Here is a 24017-nt window from a genome sequence, read left to right as displayed (position 1 = left end):
TCTCCAATGTTGGAAGGTTGTGTTGTGTCGTTAGGTCAGCAGCGCTCGATTACGAGCCCTGGCCGCCGCACTTGTTGGTCTTGGTGTTGTAATTGCCGCACTTCTTGCCGACCCAATCGCCGATCAGGTCCTTGGAGCCCTCGAGCTCCTTCGACCAGGCGTCGCCGGCCACCAGGCCCGGGGTCTTCCAGACCACGTCGAACTGGCCGTTGCCCTTGATCTCGCCGATGAACACCGGCTTGGTGATGTGGTGGTTCGGCAGCATCTTCGAGGTGCCGCCGGTCAGGTTCGGCGCTTCGATGCCCGGGAGAGCGTCGATCACCTTGTCCGGATCGGTCGACTTCACCTTCTCGACTGCCTTCACCCACATGTTGAAGCCGATGTAGTGCGCTTCCATCGGATCGTTGGTCACGCGCTTCGGGTTCTTGGTGTAGGCCTGCCACTCCTTGATGAACTTCTCGTTCGCCGGAGTCTTGATCGACTCGAAGTAGTTCCAGGCGGCGAGATGGCCGAGCAGCGGCTTGGTGTCGATGCCGGCGAGCTCTTCTTCGCCGACCGAGAACGCGACAACAGGGATGTCGGTCGCCTTGATGCCCTGGTTGCCGAGCTCCTTGTAGAACGGAACGTTGGCGTCGCCGTTGATGGTCGAGACCACCGCGGTCTTCTTGCCGGCCGAGCCGAACTTCTTGATGTCGGCGACGATCGTCTGCCAGTCGGAGTGACCGAACGGCGTGTAGTTGATCATGATGTCGTCCTGGGCGACGCCCTTCGACTTCAGATAGGCTTCCAGGATCTTGTTGGTGGTGCGCGGATAGACGTAGTCGGTGCCGGCCAGCACCCAGCGCTTCACCTTCTCTTCCTTCATCAGATAGTCGACGGCGGGGATCGCCTGCTGGTTCGGCGCAGCGCCCGTGTAGAACACGTTGCGCTCGGACTCCTCGCCCTCATACTGCACCGGATAGAACAGGATGTTGTTCAGCTCCTTGAACACCGGCAGCACGGATTTGCGCGACACCGAGGTCCAGCAGCCGAACACGACTGCAACCTTGTCCTTGGTGATCAGCTCGCGGGCCTTTTCGGCGAACAGCGGCCAGTTCGATGCGGGGTCGACCACGACGGGCTCGAGCTTCTTGCCGAGCACGCCACCCTTCTTGTTCTGCTCGTCGATCAGGAAAAGGATCGTGTCCTTCAGCGTGGTTTCGCTGATGGCCATGGTGCCCGACAGCGAGTGCAGAATGCCAACCTTGATGGTGTCGTCGGCCGCTTGCGCGGGCGCGAAGGGCGAGGACGCAGCCAGGCCCAAAACCAGGCCGGCCGTCGCCGCGAGTGCGCGGCGGCGGGTCATCGTCGCTATTCCGTGAGTAAGCTGAGTAAGCATGAAATGTCGTCTCCCTGACGCAGGCGTGAACGCTTGCGAACGGCCGCCTGGCCGCCTGCGGTTAAGGGAATCGCAAGAACTGTGCCACGGTGCGTGGGCACCGTAAGTCGATGAACCAGCTGGATAATTCCACGAGTTCCGGGCAAATACGGGGAATGACTGCTCAAACATTGAGCCGCTGATTTGACTGCCGAAAGAGCAATCAGGTTATTTTATAGGCAAAATCGCCTTTCTGGCTAAATTTCCGGCACCGATTTGTGACAGATTGCGCGATGGTTCGGCGCATTCCGGGGCCCAATCCCGGCGATATCATCTTGAAACCGCCCAGTTCCTGGTCCATATCGTCGCCATGCCCGCGAGAGTCGCGGTGCCTTTGCGAGCTGCGTGTTCAAGCTGCCCCAAGCGGCTTCTGGCTCGCCTTTCAGCTAACCCAGCTTGACGCCCCAGACACGCGGGTGTCCCCGAATGCCTTCACACGCTTCCGGCCGATATTGGCCGGGACGACGACGGCTTTTATGGAAAGAACCACCTTTTGACCTCCTTTCAGGATTTCGGCCTCGCCGATCCCATCGCCCGCGCGCTTCGAGAAGAAAACTATCTCACGCCGACCCCCATCCAGGCCCAGACCATCCCGCTCGCACTTGCCGGCCGTGACGTCGTCGGCATCGCCCAGACCGGAACCGGCAAGACCGCGTCCTTCGCGCTGCCGATCCTGCACCGGCTGCTGGAGAACCGCGTCCGCCCGCAGCCCAAGAGCTGCCGGGTGCTGGTGCTCTCGCCGACCCGCGAACTGTCCGGGCAGATCCTCGACAGCTTCAACACCTATGGCCGCCACATCCGGCTGTCCTCGACGCTCGCCATCGGCGGCGTGCCGATGGGCCGCCAGGTCCGTTCCCTGATGCAGGGCGTCGAAGTGCTGGTCGCCACCCCCGGCCGCCTGCTCGATCTCGTGCAGAGCAACGGGCTGAAGCTCAACCAGGTCGAGTTCCTGGTGCTCGATGAAGCCGACCGCATGCTCGACATGGGCTTCATCAATGACATCCGCAAAATCGTTGCCAAGCTGCCGATCCGGCGCCAGACGCTGTTTTTCTCGGCCACCATGCCCAAGGACATCGCCGAGCTCGCCGAGGCGATGCTGCGCGACCCGGCCCGCGTGGCGGTGACGCCGGTGGCCTCGACGGTGGATCGCATCGCCCAGCGCGCGATCCAGGTCGATTTCGCGGCCAAGCCGGCGGTTCTGGCCCAGCTCCTGAAGCAGGAGCCGGTCAACCGCGCCCTGGTCTTCACCCGCACCAAGCACGGCGCCGACAAGGTGGTGAAGAGCCTTGCCAAGGCCGGCATCGAGGCCAATGCGATCCACGGCAACAAGTCGCAGAACCACCGCGAGCGCACGCTGGCGGCGTTCCGCTCCGGCGAGATCCGCACCCTGGTGGCGACCGATATCGCCGCCCGCGGCATCGACGTCGACGGCGTCAGCCACGTCGTGAATTTCGACCTGCCCAATATCCCGGAAACCTATGTCCACCGCATCGGCCGCACCGCGCGCGCCGGTGCCGACGGGGTCGCGATCTCGCTGATCGCCGGCGCCGAGGAGATGGGCTATTTGCGCGATATCGAGCGGCTGATCCGGATTACCGTGCCGCGGGAAGACCGCCGCACACAGGGTAGCCGCGAGGCCACGGCGCCGGCGCAGACCACCCACCCGCATCGGGGCGGCCGCTCTGCGCCCCGCGCGCATAATGTCCGTGGGAATGAGGCCGCTCCAGGCACAAAAGGCCCTCGCCGCCGCCGCCGTCGGGGTGGTAATAATGGCGCGCCGCAGACGAACCGGGGCGAGTCGCCGCGTCCGTCGCAGGCCGGCAACAGCGAAGGCATTCAGGGCGTCGCCTTCTTGCATCGCGAGAGCCGGCCGAATCCGCAACACAACCGCAACAACCGACCGAAGCACTAGCCGTCGCTCGATCTGGAGAACCATATGGCTAAGGAAGAGCTGATCCAGTTCGAAGGACTGGTGACCGAAATCCTCCCCGACGCTCGTTACCGGGTCCAACTCGACGCCGGACACGAGATCGTCGCCTACACCGCCGGTAAGATGAAGAAAAACCGCATCAAGACGCTGGCCGGCGACCGCGTCACGATCGAAATGTCGCCCTACGACCTCGAAAAAGGCCGCCTGATTTTCCGGCACAAGGACGAGCGTCCGAGCGGCGCGCCCGGCGGCCCACCGCGGGGCGGAGCGCAGCGCGGCGGCCAGTTCCGCCGCCGATAGCAGGCGGATTGCAACCGTTGCGCGCATGACGTCCTGGTGTCCTGCGCAACAATTGGCCGGCGGCTGCGCCGGCCAAAAAAAGCGCGCACGTCAGGATTGTTTTGAAGCCTTCTATCGAATAATATCCTACCCATCGATTTTCGGCCGGACGACATTAGCCAATACCGGTACAGCCGGTTCAGACGCTGACGACCCTTCCAAAAATTCGATCTCACCACCCCGCCGATCAGCGGGTCTTGAACTTGTATATCTGAGAAGGGACTACCCACGTGAGCATGGGAACCGTGAAGTGGTTTAACGCGACCAAGGGCTACGGCTTCATCCAGCCGGATGAAGGCGGGAACGACGTGTTCGTGCACATCAGTGCAGTCGAGCGCGCCGGCCTTGGCACTCTGCGTGAAGGCCAGAAGATCTCCTACGAGATCGTTGCTGACCGCCGTTCCGGCAAATCCTCGGCCGACAATCTGCGCGCCGCTGGATAAGCCGATTTCCCGGGAGCGCGAAGCTCCAGGAAATTGTCGTTAAAGCATCAAGGGCCGCACCTTCGGGTGCGGCCCTTTTTGTCTGTATCGCTGTCTTGCCACCGTGACCTGGAGCGTGATCCGGAGCAGTGCGAACCGGTTTTCGCTGCGACAGACGCGAAGCGTCTGCGCGAGAAGATGCGTGCTTTAGTATGTCGAGCAGGTCGTCGGCATGGTGGCGGCGGTCGGGGCATAGAACACGCAAATCGACTGCCGCGGCCGCGTGAAAGCAACGTCGCTGAGAGTAAGGCCAGCCTTGGCCATGACATAGCCGACCGCCGGAACGTATTTGTAGCTCACCTCGCTGAAGATCAGATAGGTGCCCGCAACCAACAGCGCCGGCGGAACGACGCTTGTCACAATGTCACCCTGACTGCGGCTCGAGGCCGTCACCGTGGCCTGCGTCGCGCCCGAGGCGATCGTCCCGGACTTGCTCCACTGGATGTGCGCGATGTTCGAGTTATCGACGTAGATTTCCGACAGCGTGACCTTGGTCGGCGACGCATCGTAGGGCGTCATGATGCCGACGCTGGCGCTGAAGAAGTTCTGCAGGTCGGCATCCACCACCTGCGTCGCCTGCGAGGTGAGATCCGAAGCGGCGCGCGCCATCAACGTGACCTTGCGGTCGACCGCAACGCCCGATGAGAACTCCACGGTGCCGAAGAACATCACCAGCATCAGCGGCATGATGAAGGCAAACTCGACGGCGGCGAGGCCCCGGCGGTCACGCGCGAGAGCAGCAACCGAGCGCAGCAAGGCCGCGGGCAAGTTTTTCACGACCTTGCTCATGAGCATGTGGTCCCGGCGGTTCCGGACGGCTCGTTCTTGAACGTCGCGGTCGCGATCAGGAGCCGCTTGCCATTGGGGAGGTTCGAGGCATTGAAGCCGAGCTGGGTGACGAACAGCTGCCATTGATAGAACAGGCGAACCACCACGACGTCGCCGTCCTTGCCGGGACACCATTTCACCTGGGTCGGATCGGTGATCGGCGTGATGTTGACGCTGCTGAAGCCGGTTGCAGACGGATAGCTGCGAACGTCGACGTAGATGCCGTTGTTGCAGTCGAACAGCGACAGCGTCGTCATCCGGCCACAGACATAGGCCTTGAACTGCGCTTGGGTATAGCTCAAGCCCTGAGCCTGGCCGGTCATGATGAAACGCGACGAATCCTGCGTCACCGTCTCGAGCACCTGGCTGGCGAAGAAGATCATTGCCACTTCGATGATCGCAAACAGCAACCCGAAGAACAGTGGCGCGACCATCGCGAATTCCACCACGGTTACACCGCGGCGGTCTCGGCGAAAGCGACGCAGGAGGCGGGCGAAAGCGGTCAGCGGCATCAACGACCCCGGATCAACATGGCGGCAACAACTACCCAAGAGTCATTGTCGAAGTATTTCGCCGGATCGAGACAGAGCGACCCGATCCGTTAGATCTTCATTAACCATACCGGGTGAACGGCCTGCGATCGGCCAAGACTCCGGCGTGTGAGGCGCCGGAGCGGACACGCGTCAGTTCTGCGGCTTCGCGGCTCCGCCCGAGCCGGTGGCCTGATTGTTGAGCGTACCGGCCTGTTCCATGGTCGCCCTGAAATAGGTGTCGCCATCGCCGAGGGTGATGCGGCGCTGACAGACCGGCATGCAGCTATAGGTCTCGCGATCGATGCCGCGGTAGACGGTGACGAGCTGGTCGGTCGGACCTTCGACCTGGATCTGGCGATCCACCAGCACCTGGCCGGTGCGGTCGAGTGCGATGAAATTGGTCGCGCCATAGCCCTTGCCGGTCACGACGACGACCCCGCCATTTTGCAGGGTGACGTCGGCAATCAGGGGATTGCCGACCACGATCGTGGCGATGCCGCCGGGCAGCTTGACGAGCTTGGCCTGATCGACATTGACCGCAATCCGATCCGGATCCGGCGCAGCGGTTGCGAGCGCGGGCCCCAGCAACATGGCTGCGGCCAGCGAGATGAATCCAATGCGCGCGACGGCGCGAATGCGTTGGGACTGAAACGACATACTCTACCCCGGGACGTTCACAAGCCGGCAAAGGCGATACGCAGCGGACCGGCGCCCGACGCAGGCAAATCTGACGGCAATTCATTTAAGAAGAGCAAAAATCGACCGCCGAATTGCGCGGATGTCACGACTTCCCGAGCCGGCAAGCCTGATGTCCGCGACATCGCCCGGGAATGCCCGGTCGTCGATGCCGTCATCCTGTAGCAGCGGCGGCGCGTGATCGAATCGCACCTTCCGGGGTTATCCCAATCTTAAGAGTCTCCAAGCAGTTTCTGCGCCAGCCACAACCACAGGGCGCACCACGTGTCGTCGATATCACGAATCGAAAAGCGCGCCGCCGGTTCAGGCGCCCGCGGCCTGATTGTCGACCCCGCTCGGATTCGTGAAGCTGCGGCGCGCTGGCTCATGTTCAGCGACTTCGGCGACGCGGCGCAGCGCCACATGGCGATCGCGTGGTCCTGCATCGTCGCATGCATCCTTGCCGACGTGGTCTGGCTGCCAAATTCAGGGCTTTCGTTCGCATCGTCGAACTGGATCACGATCCTGCAAGGCATGGCATATTGCGCGATCGCGGCCGCATTCATCGCCATTGCCTCCAATCGGCTTGGCGCCGACCAGCGACGTCCAGCCGTCCTGTTGCGGCGGGGCCTGTTCATGACCGAACTGTTCTGGCGCGCGCTGCTGCCGATCAGCGCGCTGCTGACCGTGGGCAGCACGCTCAGCTACCTGATCGCGGCATCGAAGCTGCCGCTCAGAGACGACGTTCTGGCAGGCGTCGATCATCTGCTGGGGTTCGACTGGCCGACCTTCCTGGCCGCGACAAACTCGCATTCGTTCGTCGCGACGCTGCTGACGACGGCCTACCAAAGCACCGGCCTGCTGTCGCAAGTGGTCCTTGGGTGGCTGATCCTGCAACGGCGTGGCGACCGGCTCGCGGAGTTCATCGCCGTCCTCAGCTTGAGCGCGGTCGCGCTGTGCATCGGCATGTGGCTGATCCTCGCCGCAGGTGCGTTCGCCTATTTCCGCCCCGCCCCGCACAGCTATGAGCACTTTGCGGCGCTCGGCGACATGTGGACGTTCGGGCGGACCTTCGCGATGTTGCGCGACGGATCGCTGTCGGTCGTCGACATGGCAAGGGTCGACGGCATCGTCAGCTTTCCCTCGTTTCACACCATGCTCGGCGTCATGACGATCTATGCTGCGCGCGATACACGCTGGCTCGTCGTTCCAGTGTTCATCGTGAACGCAACGATGATCGTCGCGACGATGCCCGTGGGAGGTCATCACCTCGCCGACGTCCTGGCCGGCGGCGGCCTGACCATTGCCGCCATCCTCATCGCTCGTCGCTCTGCCAGGCCGTCCTTCAGCAGGACTTAAGCTGCCACTTCGCAGCGACCCCCGTCGTATGACCGCAACGGCTTCAACTGGCGACGCGGACGTGAACGACCACGCGATCGTCGGCGTAGAGGCGCTGCCATCCTCCGATATGATCCAGCAATCTGGAAGCCGGCGTGTCCGGAGCGAGCATCACCGCATCGATATCATTGGTCTCGAGCAGGCTGAGGAAACCGTTGACGTCCTTGAGCTGAAGCGCGCGGGCCAAGCCCATCCCGAACGTCTCGCCGTAGAGCTCGGCGCGCCCGTCGATGAACACCGGCACCTGACGCCAGATCAGATATCCGCCGAACTGCAGATCGTTGAGCACCCGCTTGACGTTGCGCGCCTTCATCGCGTCAACCGCGGCAGCCGGCGAATAGATCGGCGGCGGCGATATGACCTGACGCGCCGCAGCGACTGACGTCCACACGCAAAGTCCGGCGAAGAGAATTGTTGCCGGAACGGCCCTCGGGCGGACGGTACAAGAGCCACGCAGGCGGAACTGGGTTGCGACCGGCGTGAGCACAGCGAGCGGCAGCAGCAGCGCGAACAGCTCGAGATTTCTGATGTGAGACAGGGCCATGTGCAGCAAGCCCAGCACCAGGAGGATTCGCGGCAGCGGCAACCTCGCCCCGTAATAGAGCGCGGCGCCGAGCAGGCCGAGGATGGACAGCGCGAACGGGTCGATCTCGCTGAACGTCGCCGGCCTCCATTCCTGGATGAGATGCAGCAATTCACCGAGACCGAGAATCTTCAGCGAGGCGAGAATCGAGCCCCATCCGTAGGGGGTCACGCAGCACGCCGCCAGCGCGCCGATGCCGAAGGCTGCCCAGCGCAGCGCCAGCGCCCACCTTTGAGCCGGCACGGCATTCCACAGCGCATCGAGGCCAAATGCGCCAACCAGCACCAGGCCGAACAGAAAGCCGCCATGCAGGTTGGCCCACAGCGCGATCAGCGGCAGCAACCAGAACGAAGGCGCCTCGCGCCGTTCGCTGGCGGTCATCAGGCCGTTCGCCCAGACCAGCATGATGGGCATCACCAGCACGTGCGGACGGGCCAGCAGGTGCCCGCAGGTCAGGACCAGCGCCGCAAGGGCGATCAGGCTCGCATAGATCGCCGGCAGCGCGCGGCTGAGGATCGCGGTCAGCAGTGCGAAGCTGGCGGCGGCACAGGCCGCGGCCAGCGCCGCCGGGCCGGTCCACCCGGCGAGGTCGTAGGCCTTCGCGAACAGAACCTGCGCCAGCCAGGAAGACGACACCCACGGCGCACCGGCCTTGGTGAACGAATAGGTGTCGACCGATGGCAGCGTGCGATGGTCGAGGATCCAGCGGCCGACGGCAATCTGCCAGTAGGTATCGGAATCGGCGAGCAGCCGGTCGCCGACGAACAGCAGCAGCGCATAAACGCCGCACGCCATCCAGAACCAGGCCGGGATCTCGGCGAACGCGGAGGCTCTCGCCCGCGAGAAGGTCGCCGTCTCAACGCTCATGATGGCACCTGGCGGCCACCGGCATCACTGCCGGAACGGATAGGCCAGCTGTCCGCCGATCTCGGTCGGCACGCCCTGCTCGGCATCGACGCCGTAATCTTCCGGAAGCTTGCCTTCGGGCATGCGGAACGTCCCGAACAGAATATCCCAGAGCGGGAACGTGCCTGCGAAATTGGTGTCGCCGCCTTCCTCGAGCCCGGTGTGATGCCAGCGGTGAAACACCGGCGTCGCGATCACATATTTGAACGGGCCGAGCGTCCAGTTCAGGTTGGCGTGCACGAACGCCGAGTGGAATGTGGTGAACGGCCCGACCCACAGCATGATGTTCGGCGAGATGCCGGCCATCAGCAGGATCACGTCGACGGTGATCGTGCCGATCAGGAGATTGACCGGATGGAAGCGTGCCGCGGAGATCCATTCAAGATCCTCGGAGGAGTGATGAATGGCGTGGTACTTCCAGAAGTCGCCGCGGTGGAACATCCGGTGCAGCCAGTACAGCATGAAATCGGAGCCGACGAGGAAGATGATGGACTGCAGCCAGAGCGGAAGCTGCGCCAGCGGGCCGTGCCCGTTCTCGTAGAACGCGATCAGATCGTCGGCGCCGTGAACGTTGAACACCACGGCCGCGCCCACCACCAGCAGCCCGATGCGCAGCACACGGGCGAACACCGGCACGAAGAACCAGTAGCAGATGTCGGTGACCAGCTCACGCTTCTGCCACCATGGCTTGCCGGGATTGCAGGCCCAGAAACGGGTGAGCACCGTGAAGAACAGCGCCAGAGCGATGGTGATCGGCACCACCTTCATCATCGTCTGGCCGATCATCTCGATGACTTCAAAGGGAAGACTGGGCATGACGGCCTCATTCGACGGAAGCCCCATGGGTACAGATGTGCACTTAAGGAGCCGTGAACAGGTGTGCCCAGCGGTCCTCAGCAACAATCCGCAATTTGAGCGGATCGCTTAATCCCAAATTTACTGTGCGCAACAAGTGCGGGTTCCCACTGTGTTTGTGCAATCAAATTAACTGCACCGAAATTGTCGAACCGTAGGGTGCCGCAATGGTCACGGTGCTGAGAACGCCGGCGAGACCAAACCTAGTTCGACCAGCCACGTGTACACAGGAGTTACTTATGAAGAACCTCGTTTCGCGCTTCGTGAAGGACGAGTCGGGCGCGACCGCCATCGAATACGGCCTGATCGCCACCGGTATCGCCATCGCGATCATCGCTGCAGTCAACGGCGTCGGCTCCAAGCTCTCGGGCACCTTCAGCACGATCGCCGGTTCGCTGAAGTAAGCCGGTTCCGACGAACTCGCATCAAAGGTCCCGGCATCCCCGGGACCTTTGCTATTTGTCGGGGGGGCACCTCCATCGAAGGCGCCGGCCATCCTTTCCCGATTGTTCACCATTGGCCGCTAGCGTCGGGCCTCGACCGCAGCTCCAGCTTGACGGCATGAATCCATGATCCTCGACCTCGCTCGCTTGATGCTGTTTCCGGCCCTGATGGCCTTCGCCGCGGCGAGCGATCTCCTGACCATGACGATCCCGAACCGGATCTCGCTGGCGCTGGCGGCCGGCTTCTTCGTCATGGCGCCGCTGATCGGGATGGACGTTCATGACATCCTCAGCCATGCCGGCGCAGGTGCGCTGGTTCTGGTGGTGGCGTTCGGCATGTTTGCGATGGGCTGGGTCGGTGGCGGAGACGCCAAGGTCGCGGCAGCGGCCAGCCTGTGGTTCGGCTTCGAGCACCTGCTCCCCTATCTGGTCTTTGCCTCGCTGTTCGGCGGCGCGCTGACCGTGCTGCTGCTGCAGCTCCGGCAGTGGCCGCTGCCCTACCCGCTCGCGTCCCAGGCCTGGCTCAGCCGCCTGCACGACAAGCAGACCGGAATCCCCTACGGCATCGCACTCGCCCTTGGCGCCCTGTTGATCTATCCCGAGACGGACTGGATCAAGACGATCGACCTCGCGCACTTCGCCTTGCGCTGAAAAAGCAGCGGTAACCGCTCGTTAAGGCGATTTAGATACGCCTCATTAACCATGCTTTGACGAATAGCTGGTCAACTCCCATCACGGCGGCGGCAGCGTCGCGGCGTCATGTGGAAAGTGAAGCGTAATGGATAAGGCCCGCATTCTGGTCCTGGCAATTGCAGGCTGCGCCGGCCTTGCGGCGCTTTATTTGGCAAGCGGAAGCGACGACAAGCCGGCGCCTCCCCCGCCGGTCGCGCAGCTGCCCACCGTGGACATCCTGGTCGCACGCACCGACATCGGGCTCGGCCAAGCCGTGAAGCCCGAGGATTTGCAGTGGCAGACCTGGCCGGCAGCCACCGCCAGCGCGAGCTTCATGCGCAAGGACAATAACGCCGACGCCATCAAGGACGTCACCGGCTCGATCGCGCGCGCCCCGTTCATCCAGGGCGAGCCGATCCGCGAGCAGAAGCTCGTCAAGGCCGACGGCAGCGGCTTCATGGCCGCGATCCTGCCGACCGGCATGCGGGCGGTTTCGACCGAAATCTCGCCCGAGACCGGCGCCGGCGGCTTCATCCTGCCGAACGACCGGGTCGACGTGCTGCTGTCGAAGCGCGACAAGAATCCGGACCGCAACGGCGCCGACATCGTCAATTCCGAGGTGATCCTGACCAATATCCGCGTGCTTGCGATCGACCAGGCGCCGAAGGAGAAGGACGGCACCAACGCACTGATCGGCAAGACGGTGACGCTGGAGCTGAAGCCCGAACAGACCGAGACGCTGGCGCGTGCGCGCCAGAGCGGCGTCCTGTCGCTGGCGCTGCGCAGCATCGCCGACAACAACGCGCCCGAAACCAAGACCGACGACAACCACCCGAGGCGCGGTGAGACGATCAACGTCATCCGCTTCGGCGTTGCCAACCAGGCAACGATGCAGAAGTGACCATGAGGACACACGTGATGAAGGGCGGGGCAACTCAACGGACGATGCGGGCCTTCATGGTCCGCGCATTGTCGTTCTCGGCCGTCGCGGCGCTCTCGCTCAACCCGGCGCTGACGCCGGTGGTGGCGAGCGACTATCGCGCTGCGCCTGCCCCTGCGGCATCTGCCGACGGCGGCCAGATGAATGCCCGTTTCCTCTCGCTCGGCGTCGGCAAATCGATCGTGATCGACCTGCCCAGGGACATCAAGGACGTGCTGGTGGCCGATCCCAAGATCGCCAACGCCGTGGTCCGCTCGGCGCAGCGCGCCTACATCATCGGCGCAACGGTCGGCCAGACCAACATCGTGTTCTTCGACGCCGCCGGACAGCAGATCGCGGCCTATGACATCGCCGTCAAGCGCGACCTCAACGGCGTACGTCAGGCGCTGCGCGCGGCGCTGCCGAATTCCGATATCCAGATCGAGGGCGTCGGCGACGGCGTGATGCTGACCGGCAGCGCGGCGAGCCCGATCGATGCGCAGCAGGCCGGCGAGATCGCCACCCGGCTGGTCGGCGGCCCCGACAAGGTCGTGAACTCGATCGCGGTTCGCGGCCGCGACCAGGTGATGCTGAAAGTCACGGTTGCCGAAGTCTCGCGCAGCCTGATCAAGCAGCTCGGCATCGACCTCACCGCGAACCTCAACTACGGCACCGCCGTGGTGAAATTCGCCAACAACAACCCGTTCACGGCGAACAGCGGGCCACTGGTGTCCGGCAACAACCTCACGACGCAGTTCGGATCATCGGTGTCGGCGACGATCCGCGCGATGGAAAGCGCCGGCGTGGTGCGGACGCTCGCCGAACCGAACCTGACCGCGATATCGGGCGAATCGGCAACCTTCATCTCGGGCGGCGAGTTTCCAATTCCGACCGGCGTGACCTGTCAGACTTCGTCGACCGGCACGATCGGGAATTGCGTCCAGACCGTCAGCTTCAAGAAATTCGGCATTTCGCTCAACTTCACCCCGGTGGTGCTGACCGAAGGACGGATCAGCCTGCGCGTGATGACCGAAGTGTCGGAAGTCTCGACCGAGAACGCACTGACGGGCGGCGCGGGCGGAACGACGATCCCCTCGATCAAGACCCGCCGCGCCGAGACCACGCTGGAGATTCCCTCGGGCGGCTCTATGGCCATGGCCGGCCTGATCCAGGACCAGACCAAGCAGGCGATCAACGGCCTCCCCGGCCTGGCGTCGCTGCCGGTGCTCGGCACGCTGTTCCGCAGCCGCGACTTCGTCAACAACCAGACCGAACTGATGGTTCTGGTGACGCCCTATGTCGTTCGCGCGGTGGCGCAGAAGGACCTGTCGCGTCCGGATGACGGCTTCGCCAACGCATCCGATCCGCAGGCCGACCTGCTGGGCAGCCTCAATCGCATCTACGGCGTGCCTGGCCGCACCGAGCCGGCGCGGAATTACCGCGGCACCTACGGCTTCATTACCGACTGAGGCGGACGATGACACAGACCACACCCAGAAAATCCGCCGATCACAAGCGCATCGTCAGTCTCGCCGGAGCGCTCGTCGGCCTTGCCATGACGCTCGGCGCCTGCCAGCACGCCGCCGACAACAGCTTCGCGATGGTGGACTCACCGGCCGACTATCGCCTGCGTCACCCGATCGCCGTCACCGAGGCCGACCGCTCGATCGTGGTCTTCGTCGGCCGCAGCCGCGGCGGCTTGACCGCGGAGCAGCGCGCCGAGGTGATGGGAATGGCGCAGGACTGGATGCGCGAAGGCACCGGCGCCGTCACCATCGACGTTCCCGTCGACACGCCGAACGCCCGGCCCGCGCTGGAATCGCTGCGCGAGATTCAGGCCACCTTCGCCGCGGCCGGCGTGCCGCCGCGCGGGATCCTCGTGCGCAAATATCATCCCGAGAATCCGCGCCTGATGGCTGCGATCCGCGTGAATTATCCCAAGATGAAGGCGGAGGCCGGGCCGTGCGGCCTCTGGCCGGAGGATCTCGGCCCGTCGATGCACAACGGGTCCTACATCCAGAACAAGCAATACTACAATTTCGGCTGCGCCAATCAGCGCAACCTTGCCGCCATGGTCGAAGACCCGACTGACCTCGTGCAGCCGCGCGCGGAGACCCCTGCCTACACGTCGCGCCGCAATATCGCCTTCGACAAGTATCGCAAGGGCACCACCACTGCCACGACCTATCCCGAGGCCGACAGGGCCAAGCTAAGCGACACAGGAAAATGATCACCTACGCGCAGCAAAACTCCGAAGAGCAGACGGACGCCCCGCCGCAGGCCGTGGACGACCATATTGCTCCGGCGCCACGGGTTTCGGTTCAGGCATTCTGCGAGACGGTCGAAACCGCCGCCGCCGTGCAGTCGGCTGGCGAGGATCGCCGGTTGGCCAAGGCTCACCTCAAGATCCAGATGGGCGGCATGGCGGCCGCCATCGAGGCCTATCGCTCGGCGCCGACGCCCAACGTCATCATCCTCGAGACCGAGGGCCGCAGCGACATTCTGGCCGGCCTCGACCAGCTCGCCACGGTATGCGACGCCGGTACAAGGGTTGTCGTGATCGGCCGCGTCAACGACGTCACGCTGTACCGCGAGCTGGTGCGCCGCGGCGTCAGCGACTACGTGATTGCGCCGGCGCATGCGATCGACGTGGTGCGCGCGGTCTGCAACCTGTTCTCGGCGCCGGAAGCCAAGGCGGTCGGCCGCGTAGTCGCCATCGTCGGCGCCAAGGGCGGCGTCGGCGCCTCGACGATCGCGCACAATGTCGCCTGGGCGATCGCCCGCGATCTGGCGCTCGATTCCGTGGTCGCCGATCTCGACCTTGCGTTCGGTACCGCCGGCCTCAACTACAACCAGGATCCGGCGCAGGGCATCGCGGATGCCGTGTTCTCGCCGGACCGCGTCGATACCGCTTTCGTCGACCGCCTGCTGTCGAAATGCACCGACCATCTCAGCCTGCTGGCGGCGCCGGCTACGCTCGACAAGGTCTACGATTTCGGCGCCGAGGCGTTCGATGCGATTTTCGATACGCTGCGCACCACGATGCCCTGCATCGTCCTTGATGTGCCGCATCAATGGTCCGGCTGGACCAAACGAGCGCTGATCGCGGCCGACGACATCCTGATCGTGGCGGCGCCCGACCTCGCCAATCTGCGCAACGCCAAGAACATGTTCGACCTCCTGAAGGCGTCACGGCCGAACGACCGCGCGCCGTTGTACTGCCTGAACCAGGTCGGCGTGCCGAAGCGTCCGGAGATCGCGGCCGGGGAATTCGCCAAGGCGATCGAAAGCCAGCCGATCGCCGCCATCCCGTTCGATCCGCAGATCTTCGGCTCGGCCGCCAACAACGGCCAGATGATCGCGGAAATCTCCGCCAATCACCGCGCAGTCGAGATGTTTCTGCAGATGGCGCAGCGGCTGACAGGCCGCGGCGAAACCAAGAAGCCGAGGGGGTCCTTCCTGTCGCCCCTGCTCGAAAAGCTGCGGTCCAAATAGTGGTCCGCGTGGAGTCAAGACGTCGTGTTTGGTAAGCGTAGCGGAAACGATGGGGACGTGCGGGCACCCAAGCCCGCTTTTCAGACGCCGGAGCCTGCCGGATCGTCGCCGATGGCTCGCGAGTCCGCCGCCCCGACGATATCGTCGCCGCCGCTGGCCCCCGCCAAGCCGCCGCCGGCTCCCGCCGTCGAAGCCCGCCGCTCGGACAACTACTATCAGGTCAAGGCGACGATCTTCGGCGCCCTGATCGAGGCGATCGACCTTGCCCAGCTCGCCAAGCTGGACAGCGAGTCGGCGCGCGAGGAAATCCGCGACATCGTCAACGAGATCATCGCGATCAAGAACATCGTGATGTCGATCGCCGAGCAGGAAGAGCTGCTCGACGACATCTGCAACGACGTGCTCGGCTACGGACCGCTCGAGCCCCTGCTGTCGCGCGACGACATCGCCGACATCATGGTCAACGGCGCGGGCACGGTGTTCATCGAAGTCGCCGGCAAGATCCAGCGCACCGGTATCCGCTTTCGCGACAACCAGCAGCTTCTCAACATCTGCCAGCGCATCGTCAGCCAGGTCGGCCGGCGCGTCGACGAATCCTCGCCGATCTGCGACGCCCGCCTCGCCGACGGCTCGCGCGTCAACGCCATCGTGCCGCCGCTGGCGATCGACGGGCCTGCGCTCACCATCCGCAAATTCAAGAAGGACAAGCTGACGCTCGAGCAGCTCGTCAAGTTCGGCGCGATCACGCCGGAAGGGGCGACCATCCTGCAGATCATCGGCCGGGTCCGCTGCAACGTGATCATCTCGGGCGGTACCGGCTCGGGCAAGACCACGCTGCTGAACTGCCTGACCAACTATATCGAGCACGACGAACGCATCATCACCTGCGAAGACGCCGCCGAACTTCAGCTGCAGCAGCCGCATGTGGTGCGGCTGGAAACCCGGCCGCCGAACATCGAAGGCGAGGGCCAGGTCACGATGCGCGAGCTGGTCCGCAACTGCCTGCGTATGCGTCCCGAGCGCATCATCGTCGGCGAAGTCCGCGGACCCGAAGCGTTCGACCTGTTGCAGGCGATGAACACCGGCCACGACGGCTCGATGGGCACGCTCCACGCCAACAATCCCCGCGAAGCGCTGTCACGCTGCGAATCCATGATCACCATGGGCGGCTTCTCGCTTCCCTCGCGCACCATTCGCGAGATGATCTGCGCCTCGGTCGACATCATCGTGCAGGCTGCGCGCCTGCGCGACGGTTCGCGCCGCATCACCCACATCACCGAGGTGATGGGCATGGAAGGCGACACCATCATCACACAGGACATCTTCCTCTACGATGTGGTCGGGGAAGACGCCAACGGCAAGATCATCGGCAAGCACCGCTCGACCGGCATCGGCCGGCCGCGCTTCTGGGAGCGGGCGCGCTACTACAATGAAGAGAAGCGGCTTGCGGCGGCGCTGGACGCCTCCGACTCGCCGGCGCCGGTCTAGGGGAGCGCAGGATGCAGACGCAAACGCTTGCTCTGGCCTTCCTCGCCGCCACCACGGTGGGCGGCATCGCCTGGGTCTTCCTCTATCCGTACCTTTCGGGAGAGAAGAAGGCCGAGTCGCGCCGTGCATCGGTGGCGCGCAACGAGCAGTCGACGACGCGCGGCAGTGAGCGCACGCAGCGCTCCCGCCGCGAGCAGGTCGAGGGATCACTGAAGGAGCTCGAGGCGCGGCGGCAAAAGGACAAGAAGGTCCCGCTCGGCGTCCGCATCTCGCAAGCCGGACTGGAATGGTCCGAGCAGAAATTCTGGATGATCTCCGGCGCCCTCGGCCTGTTCGGGTTCGGTGTGGCCTTCATAATCGGCGGAGGACTGCTCGGTGCGGCCGGCATCGGCTTCGCCATGGGTCTCGGCGCACCGCGCTGGCTGCTCGGCTTTCTGAAGAAGCGGCGGGAGAAGGCGTTCCTGAAGGCGCTGCCCGACGCCGTCGACGTCATCGTGCGCGGCATCAAGGCCGGCCTGCCGCTGTTCGAATCGCTCAAGGCGGTCGTCAACGACGCGCCCGAGCCGCTGCGCAGCGAATTCCTCGCGATCATCGAGACCCAGGCGATCGGCATGCCGCTCGGCGAGGCCTGCGCCCGGCTCTACGAACGCATGCCGCTGCCGGAGGCGAACTTCTTCGGCATCGTGATCGCGATCCAGCAGAAATCCGGCGGCAATCTGTCGGAAGCGCTCGGCAATTTGTCGCGGGTGCTGCGCGACCGCAAGAAGATGGCCGAGAAGATCCAGGCGATGTCGATGGAAGCGAAGGCCTCCGCCGCCATCATCGGCTCGCTGCCGCCGATCGTGATGATCCTGGTGTTCCTCACGACGCCGGACTACATCGCCCTGCTGTGGACGAACTCGATGGGCCAGCTGATGCTGGTTGGCTGCGCCCTCTGGATGACGTGCGGCGTGCTGGTGATGAAGAAGATGATCAACTTCGATTTCTGACGGTGCCGCATGATTGATATTCTGGTCGCCAAGCTTCACGACGTCAGGTTCATGACCATGCTGCTTGCCTTCTTCGCGGCAAGCGCGACGGTCTACACGCTGGTGATGCCGCTGCTCGCCGGCGGCGACCTCAACAAGCGCATGAAGGCCGTCGCCAGCGAGCGCGAACGCCTCCGGCAGCGCGAACGCGAACGCCTGGCCAAGTCGGAAAAGGTGACGCTGCGCCAGACGCCGCGGCAGGCCGTCTCCAAGATGGTGGATGACCTGAACCTCACCAAATGGCTGGCTCAGGAGGCGGCGATCGAGAAGCTCGTGATGGCCGGCTATCGCGGCCACGCGCCGTATGTCTACTTCCTGGCAGCACGCGCGGTCACGCCGATCCTGATGCTGATCGGCGCAATCATCTACACGTTCTTCATCGCCGGCGCGAACTGGTCGCTGACGCTCAAGATCGGCATTTGCGTCGGCGCGGCCTATGCCGGCCTGCAGGCGCCGATGCTGTTCCTGAAGAATGCGATCTCCAAGCGCCAGCTCCAGATCAAACGCGCTTTCCCGGATTCGCTCGACCTGCTGCTGATCTGCATCGAGTCGGGCATGTCGGTCGAGGTCGCGTTCCGCAAGGTCGCCAACGAGATCGCCGGACAGTCGATCGCGCTGTCGGAGGAGTTCGCGCTGACGACCGCGGAATTGTCCTACCTGCAGGACCGCAAGTCGGCCTACGAGAACCTGGCGCGCCGCACCGGCCTCGAAGGCGTGAAGTCGGTCTGCATGGCCTTGCAGCAATCCGAACGCTACGGCACCCCGCTCGGCCAGAGCTTGCGCGTGATGGCCCAGGAAAACCGCGACATGCGCATGAACGAGGCCGAGAAGAAGGCCGCGGCGTTGCCGCCCAAGCTGACGGTGCCGATGATCCTGTTCTTCCTGCCCTGCCTGTTCATCGTGATCCTCGGGCCGTCCTACATCAAGATCGCCACGATGCACTGAGCTGCGCAGCAGCGCCTACGAAAACGCCCGGCAATGCCGGGCGCTTTCTTTTGTGGGCACATGAAGCACGATGCTTCGCGAGCTGAGAGCTTCGCCATCAAGCGCAAGAGCAGTGGAGCGCTAATCGTCCTTGGCGACGACAGGTGCGGCGCGCGATGCGGTCCGCGGCCCGTCCTTGCGGTTCAGCATGTCGCGGAGGTAGGCGACGTTGGCCGCCGCCTCTTCCGCCGGCAGATCGGCCTTGACGATGGTTTCGGCCTCCGCGAAGCGACCCTGCAGGCCGACCACCAGCGCAAGGTTCTGCCGGATGCGGGTATCGGCGCGTGCGCTGGCATAGGCCTGGCGCAGCGTCTCTTCCGCCTTCGGCAATTCCTTGGTCAGCATGTAGGACAGGCCGAGATTGGACAGCACCGACGGCTCATCCGGAGCCAGCCGCAGCGCGCTCGCGTAGTAGCGCCGCGCTTCCTCGTGCCGGTTCAACTTGTCGAGCGTGGTGCCCTGCACCGACAGGATCCGCCAGTCCGGATTGTCCGGACTGTGCGCACGGCTCAGCACGTCGAATGCTGCCTGCGAATTGCCGTTGTCGGCCAGCGCACGACCATAAGCGGCGAGCAGCGGCTTGCTGCCGGGGCTGGCGAGCGTGGCCTGCTCCAGCACGGCGCAGGCCTGCGAACGCTGTCCGCTCATGCGCAACGCCTGGCCGTAGGCGATCGCCGCGTCGACATCCTTGGGGTTCTTGCGATAGCGCTCGCCATAGAGCTCGACGACGCGACGCGGATCGTCGGGCGTGGGATCTGGCCGCGACGCGATCGATCCGGTCACGTCGGACATGGTCTGGCAGCCGCCAAGCCCTGCGGCCAAAAGCGCCACGAAGGCTGCGGAAGCGAGATGCCGGGTCAAATTGGACTGTCGACGCATGGCACTGTGACTCACGAAATCGGGCGAATGGATCCAACTGAGCGTGCCAGCAATAGACTGTTAACCCTAACGTCTGGTTAACTGGCACTGTCAGAGATCGGCGCGCCCGGTTCCAATGCCGCAGGTCACGTCAACCGCTCCCGCGCTACCATCCGCCATGAAAGGCGTGTAGTAGCCAACCAGCGCCGCCAGAACAGCCGAGAGCCCCATGCCATCCGTGTTCGAGACCGCACCCACGACCGCCGTTACACCGATCACCTTCGTTACCAAGGCGACATGGGATGCGATCCGCAGCGAGTTGCCGGCGCCGGCCCGCCAGTTCGCCGAGGCCAACGGCTTTGAGGCCAAGCCCGGCAAATCCCTTGCCTTGCCGGCGGCTGACGGCGGCATCGCGCAGGTGCTGTTCGGCCTCGAGGATTCCGATCACAAGGCGCGCGATCCGTTCCGGCCCGGCGCCCTGCCCGGCCTGCTGCCGCCGGGCGTCTACCGCTTTGCCAATGCACCGCATGACACGCGGCTTGCCGCGCTCGCCTTTGCGCTCGGCTGCTACCGCTTCGGCCGCTATCGCAAGAACAAGGCGCCCGAGGTCCGCCTGGTGCCGCCCGATGGCGTCGACGCCGCCGAGATCGCGCGGATCGCGGATGCCGCCGCGCTGGCGCGCGACCTCATCAACACGCCGTCCAACGACATGGGCCCGGCCGAGCTCGCCGAGGTGGCACGCGATCTCGCAAGCCGGTTCGGCGCCGCCTTCAATTGCATCGACGGCGACGAGCTCGCGCAGAACTTCCCGCTGATCCACGCCGTCGGCATGGCCTCGACGCGCGCGCCGCGGCTGATCGATCTCTCCTGGGGCGATCCGGCCCATCCAAAGGTGACGCTGGTCGGCAAGGGCGTCTGCTTCGACACCGGCGGGCTCGACCTGAAGCCGTCGAGCGGCATGCTGATCATGAAGAAGGACATGGGCGGCGCCGCCAACGTGCTGGCGCTGGCGCAGATGGTGATGGACGCGAAGCTGAAGGTGCGGCTGCGCGTGCTGATCCCGGCGGTCGAGAACGCGGTTGCCGGCAACGCGTTCCGCCCGCTCGACATCTTCAAGTCGCGCAAGGGCATCACCGTCGAGATCGGCAACACCGACGCCGAGGGGCGGCTGGTGCTCGCCGACGCGCTGGCGCTGGCCGATGAGGAGACGCCGGATCTGCTGATCGATCTCGGCACGCTGACCGGCGCGGCGCGCGTGGCGCTGGGCCCGGATCTGCCGCCGTTCTACACCAATGACGAAGCGCTCGCCGCTGACGTCGCAGCTCACGCAAAGGGCGAGAACGACCCGTTGTGGCGAATGCCGCTGTGGCCGGCCTACGATGCCTGGCTCGACTCCAAGACCGCCGACATCACCAACGCGCCGTCAGGCGGTTTCGCCGGCTCGATCACCTGCGCGCTGTTCCTGCAGCGCTTCGTCGAGCACGCCAGGAGCTGGCTGCATGTCGACATCTTCGGCTGGACGCCGTCGGCAAAGCCCGCCCGCCCCGAAGGCGGCGAATGCCAGGCCGCGCGCGCGATCTATAAATTGCTGAGCCAGCGTTATGGATGATCCCCGCCTCACTCCTGCTCGCGACGACGTCGCCGCGAAATATCTCGAAGGCAAGGTCAAGGCTGCGCGCTTCGTCGAAGGCGAGACCTTCGAGGTCGTTGACGCGATCGCGCCGCTGCGGCGGGCGCCGGCGGCCGATGCCGAACAGATGACGCAGGCGCTGAAAGGCGAGCGCGTCACGGTGTATGACCGCAATGGCGAAGGCTGGGCCTGGGGCCAGCTCGCCGATGACGGCTATGTCGGCTGGATTCCCGAGGCCGCGCTGGCCAAGCCCGGTGCCGCGGCCACGCACAAGGTGACGGCGCTGCGCACGCTGGCGTTCCCGGGACCGTCGATCAAGCTGCCGCCGGCCGAGGCGCTGGCGATGGAGAGCAAGCTCGCAATCGTCCGCGAGGACGGCGCCTTCGCGGTGAGCCGCGAGGGCTGGCACCTGCCGCGACAGCATCTCGCGCCGCTCGACGCGATGGCGCCGGATTTCGTCGCCATCGCCGAGCAATTCGTCGGCACGCCTTATCTGTGGGGCGGCAAGTCCAGTCTCGGCATCGACTGCTCCGGCCTGGTGCAGATCGCGCTGACCGCCGCCGGCACCGGCTGCCCGCGCGACAGCGACATGCAGCTGGAAGGGCTCGGCCGCGAATTGACGGCTGCGGAATCCAAGCATCTGCAGCGCGGCGACCTGATCTTCTGGAAGGGCCATGTCGCAATTGCGCGCGATGCGACGACGATCGTGCACGCCAATGCGCATCACATGGCGACGGTGGTGGAGAACACGCACGCTGCGATCGCAAGGATCAAGGCCGCCGGTAGCGAGGTGCTGGCGATCAAGCGGCTGTAGCCGCTTCCGTCATTCCCCGGTGCGCAATTGCGCACCTGAGGGCGATGCGAAGCATCGAACCCGGAATCTCGAGGTTCCGGGTTCAACGCTGCGCGTTGCCCCGGAACGACAGTCAGGTCGCCACCGTCCCCTCGCCGGCCGCTTCGATGCGGAACGCGGCGGCGAACAGGGCGCGGGTGTAGTCGCTCTTCGGGTTCTTGAACAGCTCGGAGGCCGGCCCCTCCTCCTCGACCTTGCCGGATTTCATCACGATCAGATGGCTCGCCAGCGAAGCGACCACGCGCAGATCGTGCGAGATGAACATGTAGGTGAGATCGCGCTTGCGCTGCAAATCGCGCAACAGGTCGACCATCTGGGCCTGGAGCAGCATGTCGAGCGCGCTGGTCGGCTCGTCCAGCACCACGAAGTTCGGCTCCAGCACGATCGCACGCGCGATCGAGATGCGCTGGCGCTGCCCGCCGGAGAATTCGTGCGGATAGCGGAACCGCCAGTCGGGATCGAGACCGACATCCTTCAATGCCTTGATCACCCGCGCCTCGCGCTCCTCGCGCGACAGCTGCTTCTGATGCACCTCAAGCCCCTCGGCGATGATGTCGGCCACCGACATGCGCGGGCTGAGCGAGCCGAAGGGGTCCTGAAACACGATCTGCATGTCGCGGCGGAACGGCCGCATCTGCTTGAAGCGCAGGCCCTGAATGTCCTTGCCGAGGAACACGATCGGTCCATCGGACGAAATCAGCCGGAGTAGCGCCAGCCCGAGCGTGGTCTTGCCGGAGCCGGATTCGCCGACGACGCCGAGCGTCTCGCCTTTGCGCACCGCGAGGCTGACGCCATCGACTGCCTTGATGTGGCCGACGGTCGAGCGCAGCAGCCCGCGCTTGATCGGAAACCAGACCTTGAGATTGTCCGCCGACATCACGACCTCGGCGCCTGGCTGCGGCGGTGCCGGATCGGGCTTCGGCTCGGCCGCCAGCAGCGCCTTCGTATAGGCGTGCTTCGGTGCAGTGAAGACCTGCTCGACCGGGCCCTGCTCGACGATCTTGCCGTTGTTCATCACGCAGACCGTGTCGGCGATGCGGCGGACGATGCCGAGGTCATGGGTGATGAACAACAGGCTCATGCCGAGCCGTGCGCGGATCTCGGCGAGCAGCGCCAGGATCTGCGCCTGCACGGTGACGTCGAGTGCCGTGGTCGGCTCGTCGGCGATCAACAGATCAGGCTCGTTGGCGAGCGCCATCGCGATCATCACGCGCTGGCGCTGGCCGCCGGACAATTGGTGCGGATAGCTCTTGAGCCGCGTCTCCGGCTCGGGGATGCCGACCTGGCCGAGCAATTCCAGCGTCCGCGCCCGCGCCGCCGCACCGCTGACGCCCCGATGCAGCGACAGGATCTCGCCGATCTGGGTCTCGATGGTCTGGAGCGGATTGAGCGAGGTCATCGGCTCCTGGAAGATGATCGAGATGTCGTTGCCGCGAACCTCGCGCATCTCATGGTCGGATGCGGCCAGGAGATCGCGGCCGCGGAACCGGATCGCGCCGGAGGGATGCGAGGCCGTCGGATAAGGCAACAGCTTCAACACCGACAGCGCGCTGACGGATTTTCCCGAACCGGATTCGCCGACCAGCGCGACGCATTCGCCGCGCTTGATCGAGAACGAGATGCCGTCCACCGCAACCGAACGGCCGAAGGCGACCGAGAGGTCGCGGACATCGAGCAAAGGCTGGTTGGTCGCGTCCATGC

The 24017-nt window shown here is 64.7% G+C and carries 24 protein-coding genes; 15 read left to right on the top strand and 9 right to left on the bottom strand.

What is annotated here, in order from left to right; translation table 11 throughout:
* Nucleotides 1–49: 49 nt before the first annotated feature.
* Nucleotides 50–1378 carry an urea ABC transporter substrate-binding protein gene (urtA, locus tag QMZ05_RS21215; protein WP_146989050.1) on the bottom strand — a complete coding sequence of 443 codons (1329 nt, stop codon included), beginning with the start codon at nucleotides 1376–1378 and terminating at the stop codon, nucleotides 50–52.
* A gap of 532 nt (nucleotides 1379–1910) precedes the next feature.
* Here urtA and QMZ05_RS21210 point away from each other — a divergent pair.
* The 3 genes from QMZ05_RS21210 (at nucleotide 1911) to QMZ05_RS21200 (ending at nucleotide 4129) form a co-directional block, all read left to right on the top strand.
* Complete coding sequence (locus tag QMZ05_RS21210; RefSeq protein WP_353702501.1) at nucleotides 1911–3329, top strand: DEAD/DEAH box helicase; 1419 nt, start codon at nucleotides 1911–1913, stop codon at nucleotides 3327–3329.
* 24 nt (nucleotides 3330–3353) lie between these two features.
* A complete protein-coding gene (infA, locus tag QMZ05_RS21205) occupies nucleotides 3354–3647 on the top strand; it encodes a translation initiation factor IF-1 (protein WP_016842649.1) in 294 nt (97 codons plus the stop codon).
* A 269-nt stretch (nucleotides 3648–3916) separates the two neighbouring features.
* Nucleotides 3917–4129, top strand: coding sequence for a cold-shock protein (locus QMZ05_RS21200; RefSeq protein WP_016842648.1), 213 nt, complete (start codon nucleotides 3917–3919; stop codon nucleotides 4127–4129).
* A 186-nt stretch (nucleotides 4130–4315) separates the two neighbouring features.
* Here the strand turns inward: QMZ05_RS21200 and QMZ05_RS21195 are convergent, their stop codons facing one another.
* The 4 genes from QMZ05_RS21195 to QMZ05_RS21180 all read right to left on the bottom strand — a co-directional run bounded on the left by QMZ05_RS21195 (nucleotide 4316) and on the right by QMZ05_RS21180 (nucleotide 6770).
* Nucleotides 4316–4963, bottom strand: coding sequence for a TadE/TadG family type IV pilus assembly protein (locus QMZ05_RS21195; protein WP_353702500.1), 648 nt, complete (start codon nucleotides 4961–4963; stop codon nucleotides 4316–4318).
* Nucleotides 4954–5508 carry a TadE/TadG family type IV pilus assembly protein gene (locus QMZ05_RS21190; RefSeq protein ID WP_353702499.1) on the bottom strand — a complete coding sequence of 185 codons (555 nt, stop codon included), beginning with the start codon at nucleotides 5506–5508 and terminating at the stop codon, nucleotides 4954–4956. Before QMZ05_RS21190 ends, QMZ05_RS21195 begins: the two co-directional genes overlap by 10 nt.
* Before the next feature lie 171 nt (nucleotides 5509–5679).
* Nucleotides 5680–6186: a pilus assembly protein N-terminal domain-containing protein gene (locus QMZ05_RS21185; protein WP_083632777.1), complete on the bottom strand. Its 507-nt coding sequence runs from the start codon at nucleotides 6184–6186 to the stop codon at nucleotides 5680–5682.
* A gap of 251 nt (nucleotides 6187–6437) precedes the next feature.
* A complete protein-coding gene (locus QMZ05_RS21180) occupies nucleotides 6438–6770 on the bottom strand; it encodes a hypothetical protein (RefSeq protein WP_353702498.1) in 333 nt (110 codons plus the stop codon).
* A 70-nt stretch (nucleotides 6771–6840) separates the two neighbouring features.
* On the opposite strand from QMZ05_RS21180, the gene QMZ05_RS21175 reads away from it, so the two are divergent.
* Nucleotides 6841–7563, top strand: a complete 723-nt coding sequence (locus QMZ05_RS21175) for a phosphatase PAP2 family protein (protein ID WP_353702497.1) — start codon at nucleotides 6841–6843, stop codon at nucleotides 7561–7563.
* 43 nt (nucleotides 7564–7606) lie between these two features.
* On the opposite strand, the gene QMZ05_RS21170 is transcribed toward QMZ05_RS21175, so the two are convergent.
* On the bottom strand, nucleotides 7607–9052 hold the full coding sequence (locus QMZ05_RS21170; RefSeq protein WP_353702496.1) for a hypothetical protein: 1446 nt from the start codon (nucleotides 9050–9052) through the stop codon (nucleotides 7607–7609).
* A 24-nt stretch (nucleotides 9053–9076) separates the two neighbouring features.
* Nucleotides 9077–9907, bottom strand: coding sequence for a sterol desaturase family protein (locus QMZ05_RS21165; protein WP_353702495.1), 831 nt, complete (start codon nucleotides 9905–9907; stop codon nucleotides 9077–9079).
* A 278-nt stretch (nucleotides 9908–10185) separates the two neighbouring features.
* On the opposite strand from QMZ05_RS21165, the gene QMZ05_RS21160 reads away from it, so the two are divergent.
* From QMZ05_RS21160 to QMZ05_RS21120, 9 genes are all read left to right on the top strand, one after another.
* A complete protein-coding gene (locus tag QMZ05_RS21160) occupies nucleotides 10186–10350 on the top strand; it encodes a Flp family type IVb pilin (RefSeq protein WP_353702494.1) in 165 nt (54 codons plus the stop codon).
* A 165-nt stretch (nucleotides 10351–10515) separates the two neighbouring features.
* Nucleotides 10516–11040, top strand: a complete 525-nt coding sequence (locus QMZ05_RS21155; protein WP_353702493.1) for a prepilin peptidase — start codon at nucleotides 10516–10518, stop codon at nucleotides 11038–11040.
* Nucleotides 11041–11167: 127 nt separating this feature from the next.
* Nucleotides 11168–11962: a Flp pilus assembly protein CpaB gene (gene cpaB, locus QMZ05_RS21150; protein WP_353702492.1), complete on the top strand. Its 795-nt coding sequence runs from the start codon at nucleotides 11168–11170 to the stop codon at nucleotides 11960–11962.
* A gap of 2 nt (nucleotides 11963–11964) precedes the next feature.
* Nucleotides 11965–13449, top strand: coding sequence for a type II and III secretion system protein family protein (locus QMZ05_RS21145; protein WP_353702491.1), 1485 nt, complete (start codon nucleotides 11965–11967; stop codon nucleotides 13447–13449).
* 8 nt (nucleotides 13450–13457) lie between these two features.
* Complete coding sequence (locus QMZ05_RS21140; protein WP_353702490.1) at nucleotides 13458–14210, top strand: CpaD family pilus assembly protein; 753 nt, start codon at nucleotides 13458–13460, stop codon at nucleotides 14208–14210.
* On the top strand, nucleotides 14207–15475 hold the full coding sequence (locus QMZ05_RS21135; protein WP_074126886.1) for an AAA family ATPase: 1269 nt from the start codon (nucleotides 14207–14209) through the stop codon (nucleotides 15473–15475). Before QMZ05_RS21140 ends, QMZ05_RS21135 begins: the two co-directional genes overlap by 4 nt.
* Nucleotides 15476–15499: 24 nt before the next feature.
* Complete coding sequence (locus QMZ05_RS21130) at nucleotides 15500–16963, top strand: CpaF family protein (RefSeq protein ID WP_146989032.1); 1464 nt, start codon at nucleotides 15500–15502, stop codon at nucleotides 16961–16963.
* Between the two features lie 11 nt (nucleotides 16964–16974).
* Nucleotides 16975–17952, top strand: coding sequence for a type II secretion system F family protein (locus QMZ05_RS21125; protein ID WP_353702489.1), 978 nt, complete (start codon nucleotides 16975–16977; stop codon nucleotides 17950–17952).
* A gap of 9 nt (nucleotides 17953–17961) precedes the next feature.
* Complete coding sequence (locus QMZ05_RS21120; protein WP_353702488.1) at nucleotides 17962–18936, top strand: type II secretion system F family protein; 975 nt, start codon at nucleotides 17962–17964, stop codon at nucleotides 18934–18936.
* 120 nt (nucleotides 18937–19056) lie between these two features.
* Here the strand turns inward: QMZ05_RS21120 and QMZ05_RS21115 are convergent, their stop codons facing one another.
* Nucleotides 19057–19854, bottom strand: coding sequence for a tetratricopeptide repeat protein (locus QMZ05_RS21115; RefSeq protein WP_353702487.1), 798 nt, complete (start codon nucleotides 19852–19854; stop codon nucleotides 19057–19059).
* A 208-nt stretch (nucleotides 19855–20062) separates the two neighbouring features.
* On the opposite strand from QMZ05_RS21115, the gene QMZ05_RS21110 reads away from it, so the two are divergent.
* Together QMZ05_RS21110 and QMZ05_RS21105 are read left to right on the top strand one after the other, a co-directional pair.
* Nucleotides 20063–21442 (top strand): leucyl aminopeptidase family protein, encoded by a 1380-nt coding sequence (locus QMZ05_RS21110; protein WP_353702486.1) that lies wholly within the window; start codon nucleotides 20063–20065, stop codon nucleotides 21440–21442.
* Nucleotides 21435–22277, top strand: coding sequence for an NlpC/P60 family protein (locus tag QMZ05_RS21105; RefSeq protein WP_353702485.1), 843 nt, complete (start codon nucleotides 21435–21437; stop codon nucleotides 22275–22277). The genes QMZ05_RS21110 and QMZ05_RS21105 overlap by 8 nt, the downstream gene beginning before the upstream one ends.
* Nucleotides 22278–22389: 112 nt before the next feature.
* On the opposite strand, the gene QMZ05_RS21100 is transcribed toward QMZ05_RS21105, so the two are convergent.
* Nucleotides 22390–24015, bottom strand: a complete 1626-nt coding sequence (locus QMZ05_RS21100; RefSeq protein WP_353702484.1) for an ABC transporter ATP-binding protein — start codon at nucleotides 24013–24015, stop codon at nucleotides 22390–22392.
* Between the last annotated feature and the right edge of the window lie 2 nt (nucleotides 24016–24017).

Source organism: Bradyrhizobium sp. INPA03-11B (assembly GCF_040446015.1).
Classification (GTDB): domain Bacteria; phylum Pseudomonadota; class Alphaproteobacteria; order Rhizobiales; family Xanthobacteraceae; genus Bradyrhizobium; species Bradyrhizobium macuxiense_A.
The sequence above is the reverse complement of the archived record's forward strand: the minus strand, read 5'-3'. Positions and strand labels throughout refer to the sequence as shown.

Coding starts and splice junctions, on each gene's coding strand:
- urtA (WP_146989050.1), bottom strand. CDS start 1,378: ATGCTTACTCAGCTTACTCACGGAATAGCGACGATGACCCGCCGCCGC.
- infA (WP_016842649.1), top strand. CDS start 3,354: ATGGCTAAGGAAGAGCTGATCCAGTTCGAAGGACTGGTGACCGAAATC.
- QMZ05_RS21195 (WP_353702500.1), bottom strand. CDS start 4,963: ATGCTCATGAGCAAGGTCGTGAAAAACTTGCCCGCGGCCTTGCTGCGC.
- QMZ05_RS21190 (WP_353702499.1), bottom strand. CDS start 5,508: ATGCCGCTGACCGCTTTCGCCCGCCTCCTGCGTCGCTTTCGCCGAGAC.
- QMZ05_RS21185 (WP_083632777.1), bottom strand. CDS start 6,186: ATGTCGTTTCAGTCCCAACGCATTCGCGCCGTCGCGCGCATTGGATTC.
- QMZ05_RS21180 (WP_353702498.1), bottom strand. CDS start 6,770: ATGAATGCGGCCGCGATCGCGCAATATGCCATGCCTTGCAGGATCGTG.
- QMZ05_RS21175 (WP_353702497.1), top strand. CDS start 6,841: ATGACCGAACTGTTCTGGCGCGCGCTGCTGCCGATCAGCGCGCTGCTG.
- QMZ05_RS21170 (WP_353702496.1), bottom strand. CDS start 9,052: ATGAGCGTTGAGACGGCGACCTTCTCGCGGGCGAGAGCCTCCGCGTTC.
- QMZ05_RS21165 (WP_353702495.1), bottom strand. CDS start 9,907: ATGCCCAGTCTTCCCTTTGAAGTCATCGAGATGATCGGCCAGACGATG.
- QMZ05_RS21160 (WP_353702494.1), top strand. CDS start 10,186: ATGAAGAACCTCGTTTCGCGCTTCGTGAAGGACGAGTCGGGCGCGACC.
- QMZ05_RS21155 (WP_353702493.1), top strand. CDS start 10,516: ATGATCCTCGACCTCGCTCGCTTGATGCTGTTTCCGGCCCTGATGGCC.
- cpaB (WP_353702492.1), top strand. CDS start 11,168: ATGGATAAGGCCCGCATTCTGGTCCTGGCAATTGCAGGCTGCGCCGGC.
- QMZ05_RS21145 (WP_353702491.1), top strand. CDS start 11,965: ATGAGGACACACGTGATGAAGGGCGGGGCAACTCAACGGACGATGCGG.
- QMZ05_RS21140 (WP_353702490.1), top strand. CDS start 13,458: ATGACACAGACCACACCCAGAAAATCCGCCGATCACAAGCGCATCGTC.
- QMZ05_RS21135 (WP_074126886.1), top strand. CDS start 14,207: ATGATCACCTACGCGCAGCAAAACTCCGAAGAGCAGACGGACGCCCCG.
- QMZ05_RS21125 (WP_353702489.1), top strand. CDS start 16,975: ATGCAGACGCAAACGCTTGCTCTGGCCTTCCTCGCCGCCACCACGGTG.
- QMZ05_RS21120 (WP_353702488.1), top strand. CDS start 17,962: ATGATTGATATTCTGGTCGCCAAGCTTCACGACGTCAGGTTCATGACC.
- QMZ05_RS21115 (WP_353702487.1), bottom strand. CDS start 19,854: ATGCGTCGACAGTCCAATTTGACCCGGCATCTCGCTTCCGCAGCCTTC.
- QMZ05_RS21110 (WP_353702486.1), top strand. CDS start 20,063: ATGCCATCCGTGTTCGAGACCGCACCCACGACCGCCGTTACACCGATC.
- QMZ05_RS21105 (WP_353702485.1), top strand. CDS start 21,435: ATGGATGATCCCCGCCTCACTCCTGCTCGCGACGACGTCGCCGCGAAA.
- QMZ05_RS21100 (WP_353702484.1), bottom strand. CDS start 24,015: ATGGACGCGACCAACCAGCCTTTGCTCGATGTCCGCGACCTCTCGGTC.